The sequence below is a fragment of the Nocardia sp. NPDC059236 genome, assembly GCF_042754085.1.
Lineage (GTDB): Bacteria > Actinomycetota > Actinomycetes > Mycobacteriales > Mycobacteriaceae > Nocardia.
Genome location: NZ_JBHZAF010000015.1, coordinates 238994 through 250117 on the forward strand (window position 1 = coordinate 238994; position 11124 = coordinate 250117).

11 protein-coding genes are annotated in these 11124 nt (G+C 68.9%); 9 read left to right on the plus strand and 2 right to left on the minus strand.

Annotated elements, in window-relative coordinates:
* Nucleotides 1-30 precede the first annotated feature (30 nt).
* Genes ACFXIV_RS33335 through ACFXIV_RS33345 form a run of 3 tightly spaced genes read left to right on the plus strand, consistent with a single transcriptional unit; the run spans nt 31 to nt 3394 of the window.
* The gene (locus tag ACFXIV_RS33335) at nt 31-183 is read left to right on the plus strand and encodes a hypothetical protein (protein ID WP_379386754.1); all 153 of its coding nucleotides are present in this window, start codon (nt 31-33) and stop codon (nt 181-183) included.
* A complete protein-coding gene (locus ACFXIV_RS33340) occupies nt 180-2696 on the plus strand; it encodes an ATP-binding protein (protein WP_379401093.1) in 2517 nt (838 codons plus the stop codon). Before ACFXIV_RS33335 ends, ACFXIV_RS33340 begins: the two co-directional genes overlap by 4 nt.
* Nucleotides 2693-3394, plus strand: a complete 702-nt coding sequence (locus tag ACFXIV_RS33345) for a response regulator (RefSeq protein ID WP_354837780.1) — start codon at nt 2693-2695, stop codon at nt 3392-3394. The genes ACFXIV_RS33340 and ACFXIV_RS33345 overlap by 4 nt, the downstream gene beginning before the upstream one ends.
* Before the next feature lie 87 nt (nt 3395-3481).
* On the opposite strand, the gene ACFXIV_RS33350 is transcribed toward ACFXIV_RS33345, so the two are convergent.
* Both ACFXIV_RS33350 and ACFXIV_RS33355 read right to left on the minus strand, forming a co-directional pair.
* A complete protein-coding gene (locus ACFXIV_RS33350; protein ID WP_379401217.1) occupies nt 3482-5095 on the minus strand; it encodes an alkaline phosphatase family protein in 1614 nt (537 codons plus the stop codon).
* Between the two features lie 114 nt (nt 5096-5209).
* A complete protein-coding gene (locus ACFXIV_RS33355) occupies nt 5210-6403 on the minus strand; it encodes a cytochrome P450 (protein WP_379401092.1) in 1194 nt (397 codons plus the stop codon).
* Between the two features lie 163 nt (nt 6404-6566).
* On the opposite strand from ACFXIV_RS33355, the gene ACFXIV_RS33360 reads away from it, so the two are divergent.
* From ACFXIV_RS33360 to ACFXIV_RS33385, 6 genes are all read left to right on the plus strand, one after another.
* The gene (locus ACFXIV_RS33360) at nt 6567-7223 is read left to right on the plus strand and encodes an HAD family hydrolase (protein WP_379401091.1); all 657 of its coding nucleotides are present in this window, start codon (nt 6567-6569) and stop codon (nt 7221-7223) included.
* A 70-nt stretch (nt 7224-7293) separates the two neighbouring features.
* Nucleotides 7294-7758: an OsmC family protein gene (locus ACFXIV_RS33365; protein WP_379401090.1), complete on the plus strand. Its 465-nt coding sequence runs from the start codon at nt 7294-7296 to the stop codon at nt 7756-7758.
* Nucleotides 7755-8036, plus strand: coding sequence for an acylphosphatase (locus ACFXIV_RS33370; RefSeq protein ID WP_379401089.1), 282 nt, complete (start codon nt 7755-7757; stop codon nt 8034-8036). The genes ACFXIV_RS33365 and ACFXIV_RS33370 overlap by 4 nt, the downstream gene beginning before the upstream one ends.
* Before the next feature lie 27 nt (nt 8037-8063).
* Nucleotides 8064-9353 carry a hypothetical protein gene (locus ACFXIV_RS33375; RefSeq protein WP_379401088.1) on the plus strand — a complete coding sequence of 430 codons (1290 nt, stop codon included), beginning with the start codon at nt 8064-8066 and terminating at the stop codon, nt 9351-9353.
* Entirely contained in the window at nt 9353-10516 is a 1164-nt protein-coding gene (locus tag ACFXIV_RS33380) for a glutathionylspermidine synthase family protein (RefSeq protein ID WP_379401087.1), read from the plus strand. The genes ACFXIV_RS33375 and ACFXIV_RS33380 overlap by 1 nt, the downstream gene beginning before the upstream one ends.
* Nucleotides 10517-10569: 53 nt before the next feature.
* The gene (locus tag ACFXIV_RS33385; RefSeq protein ID WP_379401086.1) at nt 10570-11022 is read left to right on the plus strand and encodes a DUF350 domain-containing protein; all 453 of its coding nucleotides are present in this window, start codon (nt 10570-10572) and stop codon (nt 11020-11022) included.
* The last annotated feature ends 102 nt before the right edge of the window (nt 11023-11124 follow it).

An 11124-nucleotide genomic window follows, 5' to 3' on the forward strand; every position in this document is an offset into this window, starting at 1 on the left:
CGCACACCCCCGATAGATAAAGGAGAAGCCGTGCCGCACATCGCCGTCACCCTGATGGTGATCTTCGGGTTCCTCGGCTGCGCGCTGATACTGCGCGTCCTGGCCGCCGCCGAAGGCACCCGCGAATCCATCCGCACGGCACAGCAGGGCTTCCGCGCGCCGCGCGCGATGATGGACGAGTGAAACGCGGCCAACTACGCATCTACCTCGGCGCGGCCCCCGGCGTGGGCAAGACCTACTCGATGCTCGCCGAAGCGCATCGGCGGCTCGAGCGTGGGCGCGATGTGGTGGCCGCCGTCGTCGAGACCCACGGCCGCAGCAAGACCGCCGAGTTGCTGGCCGGAATCGAGCGCATCCCGCCCAGGATGATCGAGTACCGGGGCACCACCATGCCCGAACTGGATGTGGACGCCGTGCTGCGGCGGCATCCGGCGGTGGTGCTGGTCGACGAGCTGGCGCACACCAATGTCCCGGGCAGCAAGCACGAGAAGCGCTGGCAGGACGTCCAGGACCTGCTGAACGCGGGCATCGACGTGGTGTCCACGGTGAATGTGCAGCACCTGGAGAGCCTCAACGACGTGGTCGAGCAGATCACGGGCGTGGTGCAGCGGGAAACCGTGCCGGACTGGGTGGTTCGCTCCGCCGACCAGGTGGAGCTGGTGGACATCACGCCGGAAGCCCTGCGCCGCCGCATGTCCCACGGCAATGTCTACGCCGCCGAGAAGGTCGACGCGGCGCTGCGCAACTACTTCCGCCCGGGCAATCTGACCGCACTGCGCGAGCTGGCGCTGCTGTGGCTGGCCGATCAGGTCGATGCCGCGCTCGCCAAATACCGTGCCGACCACAAGATCACCACCACCTGGGAGGCGCGCGAACGCGTCGTGGTGGCGGTGACCGGCGGTCCGGAATCGGAGACCATCGTGCGGCGCGCCAGCCGCATCGCCGCCAAGTCCAGCGCCGAGCTGATCGTGGTGCACATCGTGCGCGGTGACGGGTTGGCCGGGGTCTCGACGCAACGGCTCAGCCGCCTGCGCGACCTGGCCACGAGTCTCGACGCCAGCCTGCACACCGTCACCGGTGAGGACGTGCCCACCGCGCTGCTGGATTTCGCGCGTCAGGTCAATGCCACCCAGCTGGTGCTGGGCACCTCCCGCCGCTCACGCTGGGCGCGCATGCTCGACGAGGGTATCGGCGCCACCGTGGTGCAGGAGTCGGGCAAGATCGACGTGCACATGGTGACCCACGAGGAATCCAACAAGGGCGGCTTCCGCTGGTCCTCGCTGACCCGGCGCGAGCGCAAGGTCGGCTCCTGGTCGGCCGCGTTCATCGTGCCCTCGGTGATCTGCGCGGTCATCTACTTCTGGCTCGATCGCCTGCTGGACCTCAGCGGTGAGAGCGCCCTGTTCTTCATCGGCGTCATCGCGGTCGCGCTGCTCGGCGGCGTGGCGCCCGCGGCGCTGTCGGCGATCCTGTCGGGCGTCCTGCTGAACTGGTTCTTCACCCAACCCCGCTACAGCCTCACCATCGACCAGCTCGACAACTTCCTCACCATCGTGGTGCTGCTGTTCGTGGCGGTCGCGGTCGCGGCGCTGGTGGATGTGGCCGCCAAGCGAACCCTGGAGGCGCGCAAGGCCTCTCGCCAGGCCGAGCTGCTGACGCTGTTCGCGGGCTCGGTGCTGCACGGCGCGGATCTTCAGGATCTGCTCGAACGCGCCCGCGAGACCTACGGCCAGGACGCCGTCAGCCTGGTCACCGACGACGAGGTCATCGCGTCGGTGGGCGAGAAGCCGCCGACGAAGGTCAGCGACGCCGAAACCGCTCTGGAGGCAGGCGATGACATGCACTGGCTGCTGTTGCGAGGACGTCCCGTGACCTCCAGGGACCGCCTGGTGCTGGGCGCGGTCGCGAATCAGGCGGCGGGACTGGTGCAACAGAAGCAGCTCCAGGAGGAGGCCAGCGCAGCGCAGGCGGTCATGGAGGCCGACAAGCTGCGCCGCGCTCTGCTGTCGGCGGTCAGCCACGATCTGCGGACCCCGCTGGCCGCGGCGAAGGCGGCGGTGTCGAGCCTGCGCAGTGACGATGTGGAGTTCTCCCCCGAGGACACCGCCGAACTGCTGGAGACCATCGAGGAATCCGTGGATCAGCTGACCGCGCTGGTCGGCAACCTGCTGGACTCCTCGCGCCTGGCGGTCGGCGTGATCAAGCCGCAGGTGCGCAAGGTCTACCTCGACGAGGTGGTGCATCACGCGCTCATGGGCATGGGCACCCGCGGCATGCGCCGCACCACCATGGACCGGGTGAAGGTGGACGTCGACACCGTCTCGGTGCGCGCCGATCCCGGTCTGCTGGAACGGGTCCTGGCCAATCTGATCGACAATGCCGCCCGCTACGCCCCCAGGGATTCGATGGTGCGGGTGGCGGCAGAGCAGGTCGGGAAGCGAGTGGCCGTTACGGTGGTCGATACCGGTCCGGGTGTCCCGACCGGCCTGGAGGACCAACTGTTCGAGCCCTTCCAGCGGCTCGGCGACCGCGACACCTCCACCGGCGTGGGCCTGGGTCTGTCGGTGGTGCGCGGTTTCGTGGACGCCATGGGTGGCACCGTGCACGCGGAGCCCACCCCGGGCGGCGGTTTGACCATGGTGATCGATCTGCCCGCGGGGGACGACCCCGCGAACACCGAAGAGGAGGACGGGTGACGAACGCGGCGGCAGCGCCGATCAAAGTGCTCGTGGTCGACGACGAACCACAGATCCTGCGTGCCCTGCGCATCAATCTGTCGGTCCGCGGCTACGAGGTGACCACCGCGTCCAATGGGGCCGCGGCCCTGCGCGCGGCCGCCGAGAAGCACCCGGACGTCATAATTCTCGACCTCGGCCTGCCCGATATGGACGGCATCGAGGTGCTGGCCGGCCTGCGCGGCTGGTCCACCGCCCCGGTCATCGTGCTCTCCGCCCGCACCGACTCCTCCGACAAGGTGGAGGCTCTCGACGCCGGCGCCGACGACTACGTCACCAAGCCCTTCGGCATGGACGAACTGCTGGCCCGGCTGCGCGCCGCCGTCCGCCGCTCGGCCAGTACCGCCGACACCGCCGAGCCGGTCATCGAAACCGCCTCCTTCACAGTCGATCTCGCGGCCAAGAAGGTGACCCGCCACGGCCACGACGTGCACCTGACCCCGACCGAGTGGGGCGTGCTGGAGATGCTGGTGCGCAATCGCGGCAAGCTCGTCGGCCGCCGTGAGCTCCTGCGTGAGGTCTGGGGCCCGTCCTATGCGACCGAAACCCATTACCTGCGTGTCTATCTCGCCCAGCTGCGCCGCAAACTCGAGGACGACCCCTCCCAGCCCAAACATCTCCTCACCGAGGCGGGCATGGGTTACCGCTTCCAGTCGTAAATCCCCCGGACAGCGATCAGGGAGCTCTCACCGCGCGGTATCGGACAGAATTCCGCGCTGAGAACTCCCTGATCTGGTATGGACCCCCTAGCTCGGCAGGGTCGCCGTGTGTTCGGATTTCACGGCGTCGAGTTTCCGGGGGTCCAGGCCGAGGCGAGCCAGGATGGTGGGAGCGACCTGGGTGAGGGAAACCTGGTCGGGGACATCGTGCTTCGAGATGCCCGAGCCCACGACCACCAGCGGGACGTGGCGGTCGTCGGGGCTGGTGCCACCGTGCTCGGCGATCTTGGACTTGCCGGCGGTGTAGACCGTGCCGTTGGTGCCGGCGAAGAGGTCGGGCACGCGGGTGTCGTCGGCGTCCGTGCCGAAGTACTTCACGGCGTCCGCGCCCGCGTACACCTGGCCGGTGTCCACGCCCGACGCGGTGAACGGCTTCGCGTTGCCGTTGATGTCGGTGCCGGTTCCGCTGGCCTCCAGCAGCTTTCGCTTCGCGAAGGCGGTGGCCTCGGGCGAACGGTCGGCCAGCCACCACAGGATGGCGGCGTCGTCGATGGAGTGCGCGATCAGCTTCGGGGTCTCGGGGTGGGTGGCCGCCCACTCCTTGTTCACCGCATCGATGATCGGCTTGTCGTCGACCCGGGTCAGCGCGTTCGGATCGATCGGCGACTGCCCGTGCTTGGCGGTCAGCACGATGGTGGTGGTGCCGGTCAGGCCCGCCCGGTCCAGGGCCGTGACGAAACGGCCGATCTGCTGGTCCACGAAATCCAGCGAAGCCGACAGCAGCGCACCGGGTTTCCCGTCGGCGGAGTATCCCTTGGACGCGGGCAGCTTCTGGGTGACCGACACCGCCTGGAAGTTCATGCCGAACACCGCGGGCACACCGACCTGCTGGGTGCCGGAGTGGTCCTTGCCGTTGATCTCGTTGACGACCGCGTCGGCCTTGTAGGTGTCGTAACGCCTGGTCTGGTCCGAGTCCTTGGTCCAGGCATCACCTTTCGGCGACTTGCTGTCGATCTCCGGGGTGAACAGGTCGTCGATCGAGCGACCGCCCTTGCCGTTCATGATCTGGTACGCCGGGTGCTTGTCCGACCAGGCGGTGCGCTGCCCGGCGTCGTGCACCACCGAGAAGACGGTGTTCACCTTCAGATAGTCCGACGGCGAAATCGGCTTGCAGGTAGCCGGATCCACCGGCAGCTTGGCCGGATCCAGCACCGAGCCCGGATCTCCGGTCATGGCCGCGATGCCGTCCGGCAGACCGGTCAGGCCCTGGCCGCCGTCGAGCTCGTCGGTGTTCTTGTCGATCTCCTCGGTCAGCGGGACCTGCGCACCCTTCCTGGCGGTGGCGCAGTCCTTGGTGCCGGCCGGGAGCAGGTCCCGGGCCCAGGTGTCGTCGTAGTAGACGCCGGTGGTCTTGGGGCTGCCGCCGGTGATCATCGCCATGGTGCCCGGGAAGGAGTCGGCCGGCGCCAGGACCTGCGCGCCGGTGTACTGCGCGCCGCGGGCGACCAGCTTGGCCAGCGCCGAATCCTGGTGCGCCGCCACATAACCGGCGAGATCCGACTGGTGCATGCCGTCGATCGACAGCAGCAGCACATGCTGATCGCGCGCCGACGAATCCCCGCTGCTCCCGCACCCGGCGGCCGCCAGCCCGAGCACCCCGCAGGCCCCGGCCGCCGCCAGCCGGTAGCCCAGTCCACGCACCTGACTCAATTCCGTCTCCTCACCTCCGGCCACCCGTACGGGTGCGCCGAGATCCCGACAGAGTCGCGGGTGCGGGTAACGGCCGGGCGTCGCCGTGGTGATGGACGCGCGAACTTACCGCGTCAGGCGGAGCGGCAACGTCTTGAGGCCGTTGTTCAGATTCGAACGGATCCGGCGGGATTCGCCGGTCTGCTCCATTGCCGGGAAGCGGGTCAGCAGCTCCTCGAAGAACACCCGACCCTCCAGCCGGGCCAGGTGCACGCCCAGACAGAAGTGCTGGGCCAGCCCGAAGGACAGGTGCGGGTTGGGATTTCGGCGGATGTCGAAGCGCTGCGCGTCGTCGAAGGCGTCCTCGTCCCGATTGGCCGAGGTGTACCACATGGCCACCTTGTCCCCGGCCTTGATGGGGACCCCGCGGATCTCGGTGTCGGCGGTGGCGGTGCGCCGGAAGTAGTGCAGCGGGTTGGCGTATCGCAGGATCTCCTCCACCGCACCGGGAATCAGCGCCGGGTCCGCGCGCAGTGCCGCGAGTTGCTCGGGATGCCGCAGCAGCAGTTCCAGACCCGAGGACAGCATGGTCTTGGTGGTGTCGTTGCCCGCGGTCACCAGCTGGGTGAAGAAGCTGCCGAACTCCAGGTCCGACATGGGTTTTCCACCGTAGGATCCGCCCAGGATGAGCGAGGTCAGATCCGCCTGCGGCGGCTCGGCCCGCCGCGCCATGGAGAACTGGATGGCGTAGATGGCCATATTGGTGAGCTCGGCCGTCACGTCGAAATCGCCGACCAGGTCCGGATCCTGCTGGCTGGTGGACTGTTCGGCCCAGCGCCGGATGCTCGGCCAGTCCGCGACCGGAATCCCGAACAGACCGCCCACCACCTGGCTGGGCAGCACACCCGCTACGTCGTGCACGAATTCGACATCGCCGTCGACGCTTTCGAGCAGGTTCCGGGTCAGCTCCCGGACCCGGTCCTCCAGCTCGCCGATGACCCGCGCCTTGAAGTGCTCGGCCAGCGGCCTGCGGTAGTCGGTGTGCCGCGGCGGATCCATCATGAGCAGCATGTTGCGGGTCTGCTCGAGGCGTTCGGGCGGCTGGTTCTCCAGGATCACGCCCTCCCGCTCGGCGGAGAACAGTTCCGGATTGCGGGCCACGTGCGCCACATCCGCGTGCTTGAGGATCGCCCAGTAGCCGGGTTCGCCCGGCATCTCCTGCCAGTGCACCGGGTCCGTGCGCCGCAGATCGGCGAAGATCTCGTGGATCGGCCCGGACACATAGAGCTCCGGATCGTAGATGTCCATGACCGTGCCCACGGCCCACCTCGGTATTCGCTTGCGAGTATGCGTCTTTCGCTTCGGACGCTAACGCCGCGCGCGAGCGGGCGACGCGGTTCCGCACCGCGATCCCAGTCAGTGGACGCGCCGCATGCGCCCCCGATGCCGGGTACCCGGACGGTGATGAACCACCATGGAGGACATGTCTGTTGCGATCGTGTTCGACATGGACGGTGTGCTCATCGACACCGAACCCATCTGGGAAGAGGTGCGGCGCGCGTACGTCGAGGAGATGCGCGGGCGCTGGCTGCCCGACACCCAGGACCGGTTCATGGGAATGAGCACGGCCGAATGGTCGCGGTACCTGAGCGAGGAGCTGCTCGACGGCCGGCGCGCGCCCGACGAGGTCGCCGAGGACGTCATCGCCCGGATGGCCGCCCGCTACGCCGACCATCTGCCGCTCATGCCGGACGCGGTCGACACCGTGCGCCGGCTGGCCGGGATCTACACCCTCGGGCTGGCCAGCTCGTCCCCGCGCCGGCTGATCGACGTGGTGCTCGACCACATGGGCGTCTCCGACCTGTTCGCCGCCACCGTGTCGACCGAGGAGGTGGCGCGCGGCAAGCCCGCGCCCGACGGCTACCTCGAGGCCGCCGCGCGGCTGGGCATCGACCCCGACGCGTGCGTCGCCATCGAGGACTCCAGCAACGGCCTGCGCGCCGCCTACGCCGCGGGCATGACGGTCATCGCCGTCCCGCATCCCAAGTACCCGCCCGCCGTGGACGCCATCACGCTGGCGGCGTACGTCGCCGACAGCTTGAAAGAGATCACCCCGGAGCTGATGGCGGAATTCCGCTGACCACCTCGGCGTTCCGAACGAGCGGCAACCAGATGGTTGTCCCGGGTGACCCAATGGGAGGATCTTCCTTATGTCCGAACAGACCGCCGCACCGCAGACCGCCACCACCGACCCGGCCGCCGAGCCGGTCAAGCTGTGGGCCGAACGCACCGGCACCCGCGCCTACACCGGCCGCAACAACCGCGGTGGCGAGGTGTTCATCGCGTCCGCGGGCGTGCCGGGCGCGTTCACCCCGGGTGAGCTGCTGAAGATCGCGCTGGCGGGCTGCACCGGCCTGAGCGCCGACTTCACCCTCGCGCGCCGGCTGGGCGAGACGTTCGACGCCACCGTGCACGTCTCCGGCGACGCCGACCGCGAGAACGAGGTGTACCCGGAGCTCAACGAGGAGTTCGAGCTCGACCTCAGCGAACTCGACGCCGAAACCCGCGAGCGCCTGCTGGTCGCCGCGCAGCGCGCCGTCGACAAGGTCTGCACGGTCGGCCGCACCCTCAAGGCGGGCACCACCGTCAACCTGACGTTCCGCGTCGACGAATGAGCGGTGACCCGGTCCGGCTCAGCGCCTGGGTCCACGGCCTGGTCCAGGGCGTCGGCTTCCGCTGGTGGACGCGCTCGCGCGCCCTGGAACTGGGCCTGACCGGCTATGCCCGCAATCACCGCGACGGCCGCGTGCACGTCGTGGCCGAAGGGCCCCGCGATCGCTGCGAAACCCTGCTCGACCTGCTACGTTCCGGTACTACACCGGGTCGGGTAAACCTGGTGGTGGAAGACTGGAGTGCCGCCGCGGGCGACATGACAGGATTCGAAGAACGCTAGCGAGCGGCGAGCCCACGGAGTCGACCAATGTCCACAGACCGTCCCGGTAGTCCGGAAAACCCGGACCGCCCCACCCCCGACCCCGCACACCCCGCCGAATCCCATACCGCCCCAGCCGATCCCGCCCACCCGGGCCACGAGCACTACCCGCTCCCCGGCGATCCGGACGACGAGACCGCCGCGCCCATCGGCCGCAGCGACCCGACCGTCCGATTCACACCGGAGACCGCGCGAGGTTCGGACTCCGCACCTGGTTCGACCGGAGTACCCGCACCAGGTCAACCACGCGGCCAGGAGCCAACTCTCGCGCTGCCGAACGAATCCGGCGCAGGAGGTGCGGGCGGCGAGTCCGAACATTCCGCTGAGCCGGGCCCGGGTCGCCCGGGCGGCTACGAGCCGACGCCCGCGCTGCCGAACGAATCCGGATTCGGTGAATCTCGGAGCGGCGCAGGCGGTTTCGGCGAGCCCGGTGCGGATCGACCGGCCGGGCATCAGCCGACGCTGCCGATGCCGGCGGATTTCGGGGCGGAGCACGGCGGCGAGCAGCACGGGCCGCATCATCTCGCGGGGGAATTCCATGGTGGGCCGGGAGCTTTCGGCCGGCCGGGGGCCGGTGGCCCGACCGCCACGCCGGGGCCGCTGCTGGGCAACGCCGGATTCGTCCTGCCCGGGCCGGTGCTGGAGCCGGCGGAACCGGCCTTGCCCGCGACGGTGGACGAGCCGGCCGCGCCGCCGCGACGTGGCAGCATCACCACGCAGGAGGCAGGGATCACCCAGCCGCGGCCGCCCACGGTGGCGGAGGCGCGGGCGCGGGAGAAGGCCCGGAAGCGGGCCGAGGCGCAGGAGCGGGCCGAGGCGGAGGCCGCGGAAGCCAAGCAGCGCAAGAAGAAGCGACTACTCATCGGCGGTGCGGCCGTGGTGGGGATCGCGGCGCTGGTCGGCGGCGGGTATCTGGTGGCGGAGGCGTGGAACGGGCCCGAGGTGACCGCCTATTGCACGGTGGTGGCCAACAAGGGTGAGACCGTGCCCACCGGGCAGGGACAGAGTGTCACTGCGACACAGGACAATCAGGAGATCGTCGTTCCGGACAACTACTGTTCGGATGCGACGGACCACGGGGACGGCGGGATTCACCCGGGCTTCTTCTTCCTGGCGGGGCACTCGTATCGCTACTACTACGGCGGCACCGGCACCATCGGGCACGCGCCGAGCGGCGGTAGCACGTCGGCGCCCAGCGGTGCGACAGTGAAGACCAAGAGCGGCAGCACGATTCAACGCGGCGGACTCGGCGCGAAGATCCACGGTGGAGGTTCCTAGTGCGGCGGGTACGCAGCACTCCGCGGCCGGGCTGGCGGCGGATCATCGAGAGTCAGGGTCTGGTCTACGGCTCGCCGGGGCAATACCCGAGCGGGCAACCCCGGCCCTACTGGGACGAGTCGGTGCACTACGAGTTCGACATGGACGAGATCCTGGCCATGGAGGCGCAGGTCGAGGTGCTGCACTCCATGTGCCTGCACGCCGTCGAACAGGTGGTGCTGACCGAGCGATTCGCCGATTTCGGTCTGCCGCAATGGAGTTGGGAACCCATCACCAAGTCCTGGCACCGCTCCGACCCGCACATCTACGGCCGCTTCGACATGCGCTACGACGGCCGCGGCCCGGCGAAACTGCTGGAGTACAACGCCGATACGCCCACCTCCCTGCTGGAGGCGGCAATCGTGCAGTGGCACTGGCTCACCGACACCCACCCGGACGACGACCAGTGGAATTCACTGCACGAGAAGCTGGTCGAGCGCTGGGGTGAGATGCGCGAGACGCTGCCGGGCTCGCAGCTGCACTTCAGCTGGTCGGGCGCGGACTCCTCCGGCGAGGACAATGTCACCACCGCCTACATGCAGGAGACCGCCGCCGAGGCCGGATTCGACACCGTCGCCCTGCCCATCGAAGACGTCGGATTCGACACGGAGCTGCACCGTTTCGTGGATCTGGCCGAGGCTCCCATCGAGGCCATCTTCAAGCTCTACCCGTGGGAATGGGCCCTCGACGACGATTTCGGCCGCCGCGTGGTGGAGTCCCTGCCGGAAACCATGTGGATCGAACCGCTCTGGAAGTCCCTGCTGTCCAACAAGGCGATCCTGGCGGTGCTGTGGGAGATGTACCCCGGCCACCCCAACCTGCTGCCCGCCTACCTCGACGACCCGCACGAACTCACCGAGTACATCCGCAAGCCGAAGCTGGGCCGCGAGGGCGCGAACATGACCATCGTCGGGGCGGGCATGGAAACCGCCACCGGCGGCGTCTACGGCGCCGAGGGGTACGTCTACCAAATGCTGGACCCGCTCCCCGAATTCGACGGCATGCGACCGGTGCTGGGTGCTTGGATCGTGGGCGACACCTCCGCGGGACTGGGTATCCGGGAGACCGTCGGCCTGATCACCGACGACAGCTCCACCTTCGTCCCGCACCGCATACCGCAGTAGCCACCACACACCGCAGTAGCCACCGCCGATTCACCCCGACCCGGAGGATCCCGATGACCACCGCTCTCGCACTCGAAGCCGGGTACTGGCACTCCCTGGGCCGCGGCGTCGGCGCGATCCTGTGCTACGCCCTGCTGGGCCTGGTGCTGCTGCTCATCGGCTTCCAGGCCGTGGACTGGACCACTCCGGGCCCCCTGCGCGCCATGGTGGCGCGCGGGCTGCCGAACGCCGTGATCGTCAGCTCCGCGGCCATGCTCAGCACGGCATTCATCGTGGTGCTGGCCATCTACGCGCAGGCGGGCAAGCTCGCCGAGGGCCTGATCGCCACCACGATCTACGGACTGGTCGGCATCGCGGCCCAGGTGATCGCGATGCGCAGCCTGGAATTCGTGCTCGGCATCGATATCGGTGCGGTGCTGAAGAATCCGGAGTTCAGCACCGAGTCCGTGGTGGTGTCCGCCGCGCACATCGCCATCGGCCTGGTGGTGGCGGTCGCGATCCTCTGAGGCCCGGCTAGACGGTATGAGGGCCCACTGAGTTGGGGCCGGAGGCCTCGTTCTGCAAAGCCGCGTGGGTTGCCGGGGTGAAACTCACTTCGGTAGAGCCAC

What these genes read in the sequence shown, in the direction of transcription:
- ACFXIV_RS33360 (WP_379401091.1), top strand. Translation starts at nt 6,567, where the DNA reads ATGTCTGTTGCGATCGTGTTCGACATGGACGGTGTGCTCATCGACACC.
- ACFXIV_RS33365 (WP_379401090.1), top strand. Translation starts at nt 7,294, where the DNA reads ATGTCCGAACAGACCGCCGCACCGCAGACCGCCACCACCGACCCGGCC.
- ACFXIV_RS33370 (WP_379401089.1), top strand. Translation starts at nt 7,755, where the DNA reads ATGAGCGGTGACCCGGTCCGGCTCAGCGCCTGGGTCCACGGCCTGGTC.
- ACFXIV_RS33375 (WP_379401088.1), top strand. Translation starts at nt 8,064, where the DNA reads ATGTCCACAGACCGTCCCGGTAGTCCGGAAAACCCGGACCGCCCCACC.
- ACFXIV_RS33385 (WP_379401086.1), top strand. Translation starts at nt 10,570, where the DNA reads ATGACCACCGCTCTCGCACTCGAAGCCGGGTACTGGCACTCCCTGGGC.